This is a genomic window from Nocardioides sp. P5_E3 (assembly GCF_054049275.1).
The window spans coordinates 1-13,084 of record NZ_JBFUMR010000018.1 but is presented as its reverse complement, the minus strand read 5'-3'; the positions used below and the strand labels follow the sequence as shown (position 1 = coordinate 13,084).

The window sequence follows — 13,084 nt, the reverse complement described above, 5'->3', positions numbered from 1 at the left end:
GCCGATCGTGCGTGTTCCGTCCTACTGCTGGGATGCCATCTGGTCGGCCGTGAGGCCGAGCTGAGCCATCATGGATCCGGTGTCGAAGTACGTCTTCTGACTCTGGACCTTGCCGTTCTTGAACTCCATGACGTCACAGAGCTGCAGGGTCATCGACCGCCCGGTGGCGGGGATGTCGCCCATGCTCGTCGCCAGGGTCCCCGTGTGGGTGCCCCGTCCGGTGAACTCGACGACCACGTAGTCGCCCGACGCGATCACCCGGTCCACCGTCACCTTGCCGTCCGGGAAGCCGTCGGCCCACATCGTGTTGTACGCGTGTGAACCCTCGATGCCCTCGAACGTGTCTCCCGAGCCGACGATGGTGATCGTCGCGTCCGGGGCCGTCGCCTCGGCCATCTCGTCGAAGTTCCGCTCGTTCCATGCTTCGTGCAACCTGCGTGCGAGGTCTGCGTTGTCTGCCATCTGAGCCTCCGCTCCGGCGCCAGCTCACTCGACCTCACGCTAGACCCGACACCACGCGATTCTCCCGGTGTCTAGACCGATCCGTGGTTACTGTCGATGGGAATGAGGTGAGCGTGATGTTCAGGTCCCGGTACATGCCGTGCGACGAGTGCGGCGCGTCGGTCGACCGGACGGTGCTCCGGGAGCACGAGTGTTCGTCCGAGCGCCGGACCGACTTCGAGATGTTCGGGTTGCGGGGCGAGGTCGCGCAGCTGGAGTCGGGCGTCCGCCACTACCTCGCCACGACTGCCGGGCGGTTCGAGACCTGGCTCGCCGCACGGCACGTGCGCGGGTGGTCCTGACCGGGTCTTGCGGCGCCCTCGCGCGCGGCTGACGATGGTCGGGAGTCCGCACACGGGAGGTGCGTGGTGGCCGGTGACCGGGTCGTGGCAGCCAGTGCGGAGGACGTGCTCGCCCTGAAGGGCAGATCGGTCGGCCCCTCCGACTGGCTGGTCGTCGAGCAGGACCGCGTGGACGCGTTCGCCCGCTCGGTCGACGACTGGCACTGGGCGCACAACGACGTCGAGGTCGCGTCGCGCGGACCGTTCGGCGGACCCATCGGGCACGCACACATGACGTTGGGCCTGGTCCCGCACCTCTTTGCGTCCCTCGTCGTCTTCGCAGAGGGCGAGGACGCGATGTTCTACGGCTACAACCGGGTGCGGTTCCCCACCGCCCTGCCCGTCGGCTCCGCCATCCGGATGTACGCCGACCTCGTCGACGTGGTCGACATCGGCGGTGGTGAGCAGCTGACCGCGGACCTCACCGTCGAGATCGACGGCGTCGAGCGTCCGGCGTGCGTGGCCCAGGCGCTCTTCCGGCACTACCCGGTGCGGGCTCCGGACTGAGGACACCCGCCGCGGCCTAGGCTGGGACCGTGAGCGACGTGCTGGACGACGGGCCGTTCTTCCACGGCACCAAGGCCGACCTGCAGCCGGGGGACCTGCTGACCGCGGGCTTCCGGTCGAACTACCGGCCCGAGGTGGTGATGAACCACATCTACTTCACCGCCCTGCACGACGGCGCGGGCCTCGCCGCCGAGCTCGCGGCAGGCCACGGCGAACCGCGCGTGTACGAGGTCGAGCCGACCGGCGCCTTCGAGGACGACCCCAACGTCACCGACAAGAAGTTCCCCGGCAACCCGACGCGGTCCTACCGCAGCACCGAGCCGATCCGCGTCGTCGGCGAGGTGGAGGACTGGCCGCGGCTGGCGCCGGAGGCCCTGCAGGCATGGCGCGACCGGCTGCGGGTGATCCTCGAGGAGGAGCGCGGCGAGATCATCAACTGACCTAGGGTGCCCAGATGGTCGTACGACTCCACGCGCTGGCCGTCCTCGCCTCGGATCCCGAGGCCCTCGCCTCGTTCTGGGGCGACCTGCTCGGCTGGGAGCGGGTGGGGCTCGAGCTGCTGCCGGACGCCGACGCGCCGATGCGGCTGTCGTTCGAGGCTGCGGACCTGCCGCGGGCCCGGCTGAACCAGGTCCACCTCCACCTGACCAGCTACACCGCGTCGCAGGAGGCGAACGTCGCTCGCGTGCTCGAGCTGGGCGGGGCGCACCTCGACGTCGGGCAGCTGCCCGAGGAGGACCACGTCGTGCTCGCCGACCCGGAGGGCAACGAGTTCTGCGTCATCGAGGAGACCAACAACTGGCTCGCCGGCATGGGGTTCCTCGGCGAGCTGGCGGCGGACGGCACGCGGGAGGTCGGCGTCTTCTGGGCCGCGGCGCTCGACTGGCCGCTGGTCCACGACGAGGACGGGGAGACCGCGATCCAGCCGCCGGAGGGCGGGATGAAGATCGCCTGGGGAGGCCCGCCGCTCAACGAACGCGCCGACCGGAACCGGATGCACCTCGTCCTGGTCGCCGACGACCTCGACGCCGAGGTCGAGCGGCTGGTGTCCCTCGGCGCCTCCGTCGTGGCGCGGGGCGACGACGTCGAGATGGCCGACCCGGACGGGAACGAGTTCCGCCTCCGCCAGGGCTGAGCACCATGCAGGCAGTTCGCGCTGCGCGCCGGTTGGCTGAGCGTGAGGTGGGAGACCTGACGCCTGAACTGCCTTCATGGTGCTTGTGTGGCGCCCTCCTCGACCGGCGGAGGAGAGCTCAGCGCTGGAGCTCGACGGCCTCGGGAGTGTGGAGGCGGACCATGAAGCGGCCGGCGTGGGCTGGCACGGAGTCCCGGGTCAGGCGGGAGACCACGACCATCGTGAGGAAGGACGCCGGAACCGACCAGGCAGCGGGTTGACCCAGCATGGCCGAGGCCCAGCCGGAGGAGGGGGACGTCGCGAGCGTCCAGGCCACGGCGAAGCCCGACCCGAGCCCGCCGACCAGCAGCCCGGCGACCGCGCCGACGGGCGTCAGCCCGCGCCACCAGATCCCGAGCATCAGCAGCGGCGCAAAGGTCGATGCGGTCACCGCGAACGCCAGGCCGACGGTGCGCGCGACGGCGACGTCCTGTGCGGGCAGCGACAGCAGGAGGGGTACGACGACCGCGATCGCGGCCGCGACCCGGAAGGCTGCCACGCCGCCGAGCCGGTACGGGCCCCACCGCCGGCCGGTCACGTCCTGCGACAGCACTCCGGCCACCGCGATCGTGAGGCCCGAGCTGGTGGAGAGGAAGGCGGCGAAGGCGCCGGCGGTGACGAGGCCGGTCAGCACCGCGCCCACCGCGCCGCCCACCATCAGCGACGGCAGCTCGAGCACGAGCACGTCCGACCTGCCGTCGATGAGCGACGGGGCGTAGATGCGGCCGAGGGCGGCGTACACCGGCGGCAGGATGTAGAAGATGCCCAGCAGCCCGAGCACCGCGAGCGTCGTACGACGAGCCGCGCGGCCGTCGGGGTTGGTGTAGAACCGTACGACCACGTGCGGCAGGCCCATGGTGCCGAGGAACGTCGCGACGATGAGGGAGTACGTCGTGTAGAGCCCGATGCCGCCGCCGGGCGAGGCCAGCGGGATCGACCACGAGCGCGGGGCGGCTGCGGAGGGGTCGGCCGCGCCGTCGGCCATCCACACCGCCAGGAGGACGAAGGCGGGCACCAGCAGGGCCGTCAGCTTGAGCCAGTACTGGAAGGCCTGGACGAAGGTGATCGACCGCATCCCGCCCGGGCTCACCGAGGCGAGCACCACGATCGCGACGACCAGCGAGCCCGCCCACGGCGGCGCGCCGATGGTGGAGCGCAGCGTCACGCCCGCGCCCTGGAACTGCGGCAGCAGGTAGAGCCAGCCGATCGCGACGACCAGGACCGAGCAGAGCTTGCGCACGCCCCGCGACCCCAGCCGCGCCTCGGCGAAGTCGGGCAGCGTGTAGGCGCCCGAGCGACGCAGGGGAGCGGCGACGAGCACCAGCAGGACGAGGTAGCCCGCGGTCCAGCCGATCGGGTACCAGAGCATCTCGGCGCCGAAGGTCAGCAGCAGCCCGGCGACGCCGAGGAACGACGCGGCGGAGAGGTACTCCCCGCCGATCGCGCTCGCGTTGAGCCGCGGCCGCACCGTGCGTGAGGCGACGAAGAAGTCGCTCGTCGTGCGCGAGATCCGCAGCCCCCACGTGCCGATCACCAGGGTCGCGATCGAGACGAGAACGACGGCGACGACGCCCGGCACGACGTCGGTGCTCACCCGGGGTCCCCGCGGCGTTGGTCGGAGGAGCGAAGCGGGGGAGAGGAACGTCGTGGGGTGTTCATGACGGCTCCCGGTCAGGGCCGTCGGGGGCGTCGGACCCCACCGACCCGACCAGGTCGGCGAAGTCGCGCTCGTGGTCCTCGGCGCGCCGGATGTAGAACCAGCCGAGCACCACCAGCCACGGGTAGGCGAGCACCCCGAGCAGCAGCCAGGCCAGCGGCATCTGCCCCACCCGCACGTCGCCGAGCGACGGGAAGAGGTGGAAGAGCAGCGGCAGCATCCCGATCGTGAGCGCCAGCGCGGCCAGCACCCGCAACGCGAGGAAGAGCTGCTCGCGCAGCAGCGAGCGCATGAAGACCTCGCCCAGCGCGGTCTCCGCGTCGATCTCCCTCGTGCCCACCGGGCGTACGACGTCCGCGCGACGCCGCGGCGGTCCGGTCACCCGGACCCGAGGAGGCGGCTGGTCGCTCACGGCCACTCGCTCATGTCAGGCCTCACGTCTCGCGGCGGGTGAGCACCGACCGCAGCTCGCGCGTGTGGCGGCGGCTCACCGGCAGCTCGGTGCCGGCGATGACGACGCTGACCCGACCGCCCTCGCTGCGTACCTCCTCGACGTGGGGGAGCGCGACGAGCACCGAGCGGTGGATCCGGACGAAGCCGGCCGACGCCCACTGCTCGGCGAGCGACGACAGCGGGGTGCGCACGAGGTGGGAGCCGTCGGCGGTGTGCAGGCGCGCGTAGTCGCCCTGAGCCTCGACGTGGGTGATCTCGGAGCGGCTGATGAAGCGGGTGACCCCACCGCGCTCGACGGGGATCTGCACGTCACCCGACGGCGCGGGGCCGCCGGCCTCCACCACGCGGCGTACGGCCTCGGCGAGGCGCTCCTCGCGCACCGGCTTGAGGACGTAGTCGACGGCGCGCAGCTCGAAGGCCGCGACCGCGTGCTCCTCGTGGGCGGTCACGAAGACGACCGGCGGCGGCGACTTGAAGCGCGAGAGCACCTGCGCCAGGTCGAGCCCGGTGAGGCCGGGCATCTGGATGTCGAGGAAGACCGCGTCGACCTCCTCGGCCTGCAGCACCCGCAGCGCCTCGGTCGCGGAGTCGCTGCCGCGCACCTCGCCGATGCGCGGGTCGCGGCCGAGCAGGAAGGTGAGCTCGTCCAGCGCGGGACGCTCGTCGTCGATCACGAGGACCTTCAATCCAGTCATACCTGCACTCCGGGGGCGAACTTCGGCACCCGGACGATCACCTTGGTGCCCGCGCCCGGTGCGGTCTCGACGACCAGACCGTAGTCGTCGCCGTAGGCGTTGCGCAGCCGCGCGTCCACGTTGCCCAGGCCGACGGAGTCCATCGACACGTCGCCGGCCAGCGCCTGCCGTACGCGCTCCGGGTCCTCGCCGGTGCCGTCGTCCTCGACCTCGAGGACGCACTCCTGGTCGTGGTCGCGCGCGACGATCGAGAGTCGGCCGACGCCGTCGACCTTGTCGGCGCTGGCCTCGAGGCCGTGGCGTACGGCGTTCTCCACGAGCGGCTGGATGCACAGGAACGGCACCGCGACGGGCAGCACCTCCGGCGCCACCTGCAGCGTGACCTGCAGCCGGTCGCCGAAGCGCGCCTGCTCGAGCAGGAGGTAGCGCTCGACCGAGCGGAGCTCCTCGGCGAGCGTCGTGTACTCGCCGTGGCGGCGGAAGGAGTAGCGGGTGAAGTCGGCGAACTCGAGCAGCAGCTCGCGCGCCCGGTCGGGGTCGGTGCGCACGAAGCTGGCGATGGCGCCGAGCGAGTTGTAGATGAAGTGCGGGCTGATCTGCGCCCGCAGCGCCCGCACCTCGGCCTCCATCAGCCTGGTGCGCGACAGGTCGAGCTCGGCGAGCTCGAGCTGGCCGCTGACCCACGACGCCACCTCGTCGGCCGCGCGGACCAGGCCGCCGGTGGTGTGCGGGGCGCCCACCACGAGGGCGCCCACGAGGGTGTCCTCGACGACGAGCGGGCTGACGATGGCCTGCCGGACCTGGCAGCCGCCGTCGTCGCAGACCAGCGTGCGCTGGTCCACGATCATCGTGCGGCCGGTCTCCGCGACCTGGCCGATCGTGCCGGCGAGCTGTGAGCGGTGGTGGCTGCCGAGGCCGTCCCAGGCCAGCAGCCCACTGGTGTCACCCAGTCCGGCGGCAGGCGTGCCGAGCAGTGCGCGCAGGTGGCGTACGGACCGTTCCGAGCTCGCCGTGGTCAGGCCCTCGCGCAGGGCCGGGCTGGCGAGGGAGGCGTTGTGCAGCGCGCGGAAGGCGGCGCGGTCGGCCTCGCCGCCCAGCGACGTACGCCGCCACCGCCATCTCGCCACGCCGAGACACTAACCGGCGCGAGTCGAGGCTGGGCGAGGCGCAGCGTACGACCGCTCCAGCACTCGACCTGGGCGGGTCAGCGCTCGCAGCGCTGCTCGCGCTCGGCGACGCAGCGGTCGCGGCCCTGCCCACCGTCGGCGGTGTCGCGGCCCGGGCCGCCGAGGAGGGTGTCGTTGTCCGCGCGACCGATGAGCCGGTCCTTGCCCTTGCCGCCGCGGATGTCGTCGCGGCCCTCGCCGCCGTCGAGCTTGTCGTTGCCGGTGCCGCCCCGGATGGTGTCGTCGCCGCCCCGGCCGAAGACCTTGTCGTGGCCCCGGCCGCCGATGAGCAGGTCGTCGCCGCCGGAGGAGCGCAGGAAGTCACGACCGTCGCCGCCGTTCATCGACACCTCGCCGGCGCAGCGGAACTCGTAGGTCTCGAAGAGGTAGTCGTAGTTCCACTGCAGCGCGTCGTTGCCGGCCCCGCCGCTGAGGGTGGCGTCGCAGCCGCTCCAGGTGAGGTCGTTGTCGCCGGAGTCGCCGGTGAGCGCGACGGTGGGCGCCATCAGCCACGCGTCCTCGACGCCGGTGGCGGTCGCCTCGACGCCCTGCACGGTGAGGAGCCGGCGGGTCAGGTCGATGGCGAGCTCGCCGGTCTTGCTCGCGACCACCAGCTCGTCGCGACCGGCGCCCGTGTCGATGCGGCTGCCCGCGGCGATCGCGGCGTCCGGTACGGCGACCTCGTCGTCGCCGCCGCCCGTGGTGACGTCCAGCGTCGGCGTGCCCCCCTCGGGGCGGATCTCGAGGGAGTCCTTGCCCTCGGTGCCGCGGTAGGTGACCGACGCAGTGCCCGCCGTGATGTCGGCCGACTCGATGCCGGTGAAGGCTGCGGTGCCGGCCGGGCCGGTGAAGGTGCCGGCGGCCATGTCGAGGACGACGTCGGTGCTGCCGGACTGCAGGCCGATCCCGTCGAAGCCCCCACCGCCGTCGAGCACGAAGTCGCCGCCGACCGCGGGCGAGCCGACGTGGACCTGGTCGCGGCCCTCGCCCAGGCGTACGACGTCGTGGTTGGTGCTGCCCGGCGAGCCGGTGAACACGTAGTCGCCGCTGCCGCCGGTGTCGAGGACGTCGCGCTCGGTGTCGGTCTGCGGGTCGGCCTTCTCGCCGGCGTAGACCGTGTCGCTGGCGATCCCGCCGATGAAGGTGTCGCTGCCCGCGCCGAGGGTGGTCGTGACGTAGGTGCCGCCCGGGGTGGCCGTCGTGTCGACCACGTCGTCACCGCTCCCGGCGTCGATCACGAGGACGTTGGAGCTGACACGCGTCGGCGCCACGCAGATGAGGTCGTCGCCGCCGAGGGAGTCCACCACCCCGGCGCGCGCCGTGACGATCACGTCGCGCCCCTCGGTGCCGGTGAGCCTGGCCTCGGTGCCGACGAGGGTGGCGGCCTCGCCGCGGCAGGTCTCGACGGCCGCGGTGGCCGGAGCCRCCCAGGACGCCGGTGCGAGCAGGGCCAGGCCGAGGAGGCCGGCAACGGGCAGGGCGGTCGTACGCATGGTGTCTCCCCCGAGATCGGTGTGAGTGTCCGCGGTGGGACGCCCCGGAGACCCGGGAAGTTGTCGTGCGTCAGCGGAAGTCGATGAGCAGCATGTCGGTGTCGGTGCCGTCGCTCACGACCGGGCCGTCGGGCTCCTGGTCGTCGGAGGACCGTCCGGTGTCGTCGCGGTCGACGACGACGGCGCGGTAGCAGCGCGTCACGTAGGGGATCTGCATCCCGTCCATGCCACGGCCGTAGTCGTCGTAGAAGGCGAGCACGGCGGCCAGGTGGCGCTCCCGCTGGGCCTCGTCCATCATCGCGAAGCTCGAGCGCGAGCGCGCCATGTCGAGGATGGTCTCGCGGTTGACCTCCTGCCAGTGCTTGAAGCTCGCCTCCTCCATGAAGCCGAAGAGGTCGCTGTGCACGAGCTGCTCGGCCGAGCTGGTGTCGAGGTCCTGGCGGCCGAGGAGGTCACCCATCCGTCGCACCCACGGGATGCGCTCGTCGCGGCTGTTCCACACGAGGGCGACGTGGCCGCCGGGCTTGAGCACGCGGGCGATCTCGGGCAGCGCCGCCTCGTGGTCGAACCAGTGGAAGGCCTGCGCCACGACCACCACGTCGACCGAGCGGTCGTTGGCCGGGATCTCCTCCGCCGTGGCGACCTTCGCGCTCACCTCGGGCACCCGCTGGCGCAGCACCTCGAGCATCGCCTCGTCGGGCTCGGTCGCGAAGACTGCGTGGCCCTGGTCGACCAGCTCGCGGGTCAGCTTGCCGGTGCCGGCGGCCAGCTCGAGGACGACCTTCGCCTCGCCGCCGGCCAGCCAGGCGACCGCCTCGGCGGGGTAGGTGGGCCGACCCCGGTCGTACGCCTCCGCGACGGACCCGAAGGACCGCGCGCGGTCGGTGGTGGCTGGGGTGGTCGAGGGTTCGTCGCTCATCGCGCTCACCGTATCCCGCGATCGGGCGCGACCGCCGCCGCGACTACCGTCCTCCCCATGACGGACCCGCTCGCCTGGCTCACCGACCTCGAGGGGGTCCGCTCGGCCTACGCCGGCACCCGCGACGGGATCGACGTGATGCTGCGCGACCGTGGCCTGAGGCGTACGTCGCCGGAGATGACCGCGGAGTCCCTGCTGCGCGGCGCCCACGCGAGCGCCGTCCTCGAGGGGTCTGCGTCCTCGCTGGAGCAGGTGCGGGCGGGCGAGGGCGACGAGATCGCGAGCGACGCCGTCCGGCTGTCCGCCTCGATGTTGGCGCTCGCGCCGCTGCTGAAGACCGCGCCGCTGCAGGCCATCGCGCGCCTGCACGCCGTCGTCGGGGCCGCGGCGCTCGCGCCCGACGAGCTCGGGCGTCCGCGGGACGCGGCGTCCGCCGACCGGCTGCGCGGCGTCGCGGAGCTCCTGCTGTCCGGCAGCGAGGCGCCCGCCCTGCTGGTGGCCGCCGTGGCGCACGCCGACGTCGCGACCGCTGCGCCCTTCGCCTCGCACAACGGCATCGTGGCCCGGGCGCTCGAGCGGCTCGTGCTGGTCTCGCGCGGCGTGGACACCAAGTCGCTCGTCGTGCCGGAGGCCGGGCACCTGGCCCACAGGGCGGCGTACGAGTCGAACCTGCGCGCCTACAGCAGCGGTGGGCCGAGCGGGGTCCAGGCCTGGGCGCTCTACGGCGCCGAGGCCTTCAGCGCGGGGGCCGAGGCCTCGCCGCTGCGGGGATAGCCGCCACCAGCACGTGCGAGCGGCACCCGCTCACGTGGATCGGGTGCCGCCGCTGACACGTGATGCCTGGCTACCAAGCGTGCATTGTCTAATTGCTGCCTCGGGCAGATCCCGATCGGCCAGCACCCCATCGGATGGGTGGATCGCCGCGTGGGTACCTGGTTCACGTGCTGCTGTGTAGTTCTGCCTCAGTTCTATCCCGGTCCACAGCCACCTTCAAGGGTTGACTTTGGCGGCGGCGGGTGGGTCCCGCTCAGGTGCCGGTGGTCCGCTTGCGGCGGCTCGACCAGATGAATCCACCCGCCGCGACGGCGCCCCCGACCGCCAGGGCGGCGAGGGTCGGCCGGGCCGGCGGCACGGGCAGCCGCCGGCGGAGGGCGACCGGACGGACGAACAGCAGGACCGGCCACTCCCGGGCGGTCGCGATGCGACGCAGCTCGCGGTCGGGGTTCACCGCGGAGGGGTGGCCGACGACCTCGAGCATGTGCACGTCGGTGACCGAGTCGCTGTAGGCGTAGCACTCGTCGAGGTCGTAGCCGAGGGTCGCGGCGAGGTGCTCGATCGCGCGCGCCTTCTCCTCGGCGTAGGCGTAGTAGTCGATGTTGCCGGTGTAGCGGCCGTCGGCGATCTCCATCCGCGTGGCGATGACCCGGTCGGCGCCGAGCATCTCGCCGATCGGCTCGACCACCTCGGCGCCCGACGCCGAGACGATGACGATGTCGCGACCGGCCGCGCGGTGCTGCTCGATCAGGGTCACGGCTTCGTCGTAGACGAGCGGCTCGACGATCGTGGTCAGGGTCTCGTGGACGATGTCGCGCACCGTGGCGACGTCCCAGCCGGCGCAGAGCTGCGACATGAACTCGCGCATCTTGTCCATCTGGTCGTGGTCGGCACCGCCGGTGAAGAAGACGAACTGGGCGTACGCCGAGCGCAGCATCGCGCGTCGTGAGATGAGCCCACCCGCCTGGAACTCGCGGCTGAACGCCAAGGTGCTCGACTTGGCGATGATCGTCTTGTCGAGGTCGAAGAAGGCCGCTTGGGGGCGGGGCATGCGGCCATCGTAGGGGCCTCGACCGACGGAGTCCGGTGCGCTGGCGCGCTGCTTCGGGCCGCCAGGTGTCCACAGGCGGCGACGGGACGTCGTTGTCCACAAGCACTGTCGGGGTGGGCTGACGGGCGTCGGTGCCGCCGCCGACGCTCGGGGCATGCCCGTCCTCCTGATCACCCGGTCCCCGTCCGTCCACGACTCTGTCGTCCCCCTCTGTGCGGCGGCGGGGGTCGGGGCCGAGGTCTGTGCCGAGCCGTCCCTCTCCCTGGCAGCGTGGCGCGAGGCCGACCTGGTGCTCGTCGGTGACGACCTCGCCGGCACGCTCGTCGGCCTCGCGCCCCCGAGACGGACGGGTGTCCACGTCGTCGGGGTGGGTGTCGGCGACGCCGCCTTCCGCCACGCCGTCGAGCTGGGCGCGACGTCGGTGGTCGACCTGCCCACGGGCGAGGGCTGGCTCTCCGACGAGCTCTCCGACGTCGGCGAGCGGGCCTCGCCCGGCCGCCTGGTCGGGGTGGTCGGCGGGGCCGGTGGCGCGGGAGCGACGACGCTGGCGTGCGCGCTCGCCCAGTGGCACGCGGCGCGTGCGTCGACCCTCCTCGTCGACGGCGACCCGCTCGGCCCCGGGCTCGACCGGCTGCTCGGCATGGAGGACCTCCCCGGCGTGCGGTGGGAGGCCCTCGCCGAGACCGCCGGCCGGCTCGGAGCGCGGGCCCTGCGCGAGGGAGTGCCCCGGCGCGACCACCTCGGCGTCCTCACGTGGTCCGGCCTGCGACGCCGCCTCGACGTGGCGACCGCGCGGCGGGTCCTGCCGGCCGCGGTGCTCGGGCACGACCTCGTCGTCGTCGACCTCGCCCGGCAGGGCGGCCCGCTGCTGGCCGAGCTGGTCGACCGCTGCGACGACCTGCTCGTCGTGACGCCGGCGACCGTGCCCGGCCTGGCCGCCGCCGCCCGCCTCGTCGCCGACCTCGGGCGTGACGGCCGCGCGGGGCTGGTGCTCCRCCCGGGCGGACTCAGCGACGCCGACGCCGAGCGGGTGACCGGGCTGCCCGTCGTGGCCGCCGTCGCCGACCAGCGTGGTGTGGCCGCGTCGGTCGACCGCGGCCTCGGCCCCCTGGCCGGGAGGGGTCCGCTCGCCCGGGCCGCCCGCGCCCTGCTGGCGGACGCGGCATGAGCGCCACCCCGCGACCTTCCTCGCCTCCCCCGCTCCGCTCCGCCGAGCAACGCCGCGGGGACCCCGGGATGAGCACCCCGGTGCCGACCGCCGTGCTCGACGACGTACGCCGCCGCCTGGCGGTGTCGGCGGGCGACCTGACGCCGCACCGGGTCGCCGAGGCCCTGCGGGCGTCCGGGTCCCCGGTCGGTGACGCGACGGTCCTGGCCGTGCACGACCTGCTCCGGCGCGACGTCCTCGGTGCCGGACCGCTGGAGGACCTGCTCCGGCTGCCCGACGTCACCGACGTGCTGGTCAACAACCCTGACGAGGTCTGGATCGACCGTGGCGCCGGGCTCGAGCGCGCGGCGGTGTCGTTCCCCGACGACGCCGCCGTGCGTCGCCTCGCGCAGCGGCTGGCCGCCACGGCCGGGCGGCGGCTGGACGACGCGACCCCTCACGCCGACGTACGCCTCCCGGACGGCACGCGATTCCACGCCGTGCTGGCGCCGGTGGCCCGGTCGGGCACGGTGCTGTCGCTCCGGGTCCCTCGGGGCCGGGTGTGGACCCTGCCCGAGCTCGTGACGGCGGGCGCGGTGCCACCCGACGGCGCGTTCCTGCTGGAGGAGATCGTCGACTCGCGCTGCGCCTTCCTCGTCACCGGCGGCACCGGCACCGGCAAGACGTCGGTGCTCTCCGCGCTCCTGTCGCTGGTCGACCCCGGCGAGCGCATCGTCCTGGTCGAGGACGCCAGCGAGCTGCGACCCGACCACCCCCACGTCGTCGCCCTGGAGGGCCGCCCGGCCAACATCGAGGGCGCCGGCGAGATCTCGCTGCAGGTGCTGGTGCGTCAGGCGCTGCGGATGCGGCCCGACCGGCTGGTGGTCGGGGAGGTGCGCGGGGCCGAGGTCGTCGACCTCCTGGCAGCGCTCAACACTGGCCACGGCGGAGGGTGCGGCACGCTCCACGCCAACTCCGCCGCCGACGTCCCGGCCCGGGTCGAGGCGCTGTCCCTGGCCGCCGGCCTGCCGCGCTCGGCGGCGCACAGCCAGCTCGCCTCCGCGCTCGACGTGGTCATCCACCTCGGCCGGGGGCGCGACGGGCGCCGCAGGGTGCTGGAGCTCGGCGTGCCCGAGCGGGACGGGTCCGGTCACGTCGCGCTCCGCACCGCCGCGACCTTCGAGGCCGACCGCGTGGTGCGGGGGC

Annotated in this window: 15 protein-coding genes; 7 read left to right on the top strand and 8 right to left on the bottom strand. The window is 73.3% G+C overall.

Annotated features, from left to right (window positions below):
- Positions 1 to 21 precede the first annotated feature (21 nt).
- On the bottom strand, positions 22 to 462 hold the full coding sequence (locus ACXJKB_RS12830) for an ester cyclase (RefSeq protein ID WP_191194197.1): 441 nt from the start codon (positions 460 to 462) through the stop codon (positions 22 to 24).
- 116 nt (positions 463 to 578) lie between these two features.
- Here ACXJKB_RS12830 and ACXJKB_RS12825 point away from each other — a divergent pair, with 116 nt between their 5' ends.
- From ACXJKB_RS12825 to ACXJKB_RS12810, 4 genes are all read left to right on the top strand, one after another.
- The gene (locus ACXJKB_RS12825) at positions 579 to 803 is read left to right on the top strand and encodes a hypothetical protein (protein WP_457188901.1); all 225 of its coding nucleotides are present in this window, start codon (positions 579 to 581) and stop codon (positions 801 to 803) included.
- 63 nt (positions 804 to 866) lie between these two features.
- Positions 867 to 1,349 (top strand): MaoC family dehydratase, encoded by a 483-nt coding sequence (locus ACXJKB_RS12820; protein WP_457188899.1) that lies wholly within the window; start codon positions 867 to 869, stop codon positions 1,347 to 1,349.
- Between the two features lie 29 nt (positions 1,350 to 1,378).
- Entirely contained in the window at positions 1,379 to 1,789 is a 411-nt protein-coding gene (gene arr / locus ACXJKB_RS12815) for an NAD(+)--rifampin ADP-ribosyltransferase (protein WP_300048840.1), read from the top strand.
- A 14-nt stretch (positions 1,790 to 1,803) separates the two neighbouring features.
- Entirely contained in the window at positions 1,804 to 2,484 is a 681-nt protein-coding gene (locus ACXJKB_RS12810; protein WP_457188897.1) for a VOC family protein, read from the top strand.
- Positions 2,485 to 2,602: 118 nt separating this feature from the next.
- Here ACXJKB_RS12810 and ACXJKB_RS12805 read toward each other — a convergent pair whose 3' ends face one another.
- The 6 genes from ACXJKB_RS12805 to ACXJKB_RS12780 form a co-directional block, all read right to left on the bottom strand.
- Positions 2,603 to 4,117, bottom strand: coding sequence for a sodium/solute symporter (locus ACXJKB_RS12805; protein WP_457188895.1), 1,515 nt, complete (start codon positions 4,115 to 4,117; stop codon positions 2,603 to 2,605).
- Positions 4,118 to 4,178: 61 nt separating this feature from the next.
- Positions 4,179 to 4,592, bottom strand: coding sequence for a hypothetical protein (locus tag ACXJKB_RS12800; protein ID WP_457188893.1), 414 nt, complete (start codon positions 4,590 to 4,592; stop codon positions 4,179 to 4,181).
- A gap of 22 nt (positions 4,593 to 4,614) precedes the next feature.
- Positions 4,615 to 5,328 carry a LytR/AlgR family response regulator transcription factor gene (locus tag ACXJKB_RS12795; protein WP_457188891.1) on the bottom strand — a complete coding sequence of 238 codons (714 nt, stop codon included), beginning with the start codon at positions 5,326 to 5,328 and terminating at the stop codon, positions 4,615 to 4,617.
- The gene (locus ACXJKB_RS12790) at positions 5,325 to 6,455 is read right to left on the bottom strand and encodes a sensor histidine kinase (protein ID WP_457188890.1); all 1,131 of its coding nucleotides are present in this window, start codon (positions 6,453 to 6,455) and stop codon (positions 5,325 to 5,327) included. The genes ACXJKB_RS12795 and ACXJKB_RS12790 overlap by 4 nt, the downstream gene beginning before the upstream one ends.
- A 77-nt stretch (positions 6,456 to 6,532) precedes the next feature.
- Entirely contained in the window at positions 6,533 to 7,987 is a 1,455-nt protein-coding gene (locus ACXJKB_RS12785; protein ID WP_457188888.1) for a calcium-binding protein, read from the bottom strand.
- A 70-nt stretch (positions 7,988 to 8,057) separates the two neighbouring features.
- Positions 8,058 to 8,906, bottom strand: a complete 849-nt coding sequence (locus ACXJKB_RS12780; RefSeq protein WP_457188886.1) for a class I SAM-dependent methyltransferase — start codon at positions 8,904 to 8,906, stop codon at positions 8,058 to 8,060.
- A 57-nt stretch (positions 8,907 to 8,963) separates the two neighbouring features.
- Between ACXJKB_RS12780 and ACXJKB_RS12775 the strand changes: the two genes are divergently transcribed.
- On the top strand, positions 8,964 to 9,680 hold the full coding sequence (locus ACXJKB_RS12775; RefSeq protein ID WP_457188884.1) for an oxidoreductase: 717 nt from the start codon (positions 8,964 to 8,966) through the stop codon (positions 9,678 to 9,680).
- Between the two features lie 253 nt (positions 9,681 to 9,933).
- Here the strand turns inward: ACXJKB_RS12775 and ACXJKB_RS12770 are convergent, their stop codons facing one another.
- Positions 9,934 to 10,731 (bottom strand): HAD family hydrolase, encoded by a 798-nt coding sequence (locus ACXJKB_RS12770; RefSeq protein WP_457188882.1) that lies wholly within the window; start codon positions 10,729 to 10,731, stop codon positions 9,934 to 9,936.
- 154 nt (positions 10,732 to 10,885) lie between these two features.
- On the opposite strand from ACXJKB_RS12770, the gene ssd reads away from it, so the two are divergent.
- Both ssd and ACXJKB_RS12760 read left to right on the top strand, forming a co-directional pair.
- Positions 10,886 to 11,899 carry a septum site-determining protein Ssd gene (gene ssd, locus ACXJKB_RS12765; RefSeq protein ID WP_457188880.1) on the top strand — a complete coding sequence of 338 codons (1,014 nt, stop codon included), beginning with the start codon at positions 10,886 to 10,888 and terminating at the stop codon, positions 11,897 to 11,899.
- A gap of 68 nt (positions 11,900 to 11,967) precedes the next feature.
- Positions 11,968 to 13,084: TadA family conjugal transfer-associated ATPase (locus tag ACXJKB_RS12760; protein WP_457188878.1), on the top strand; the 1,117-nt coding region annotated here is incomplete at its 3' end.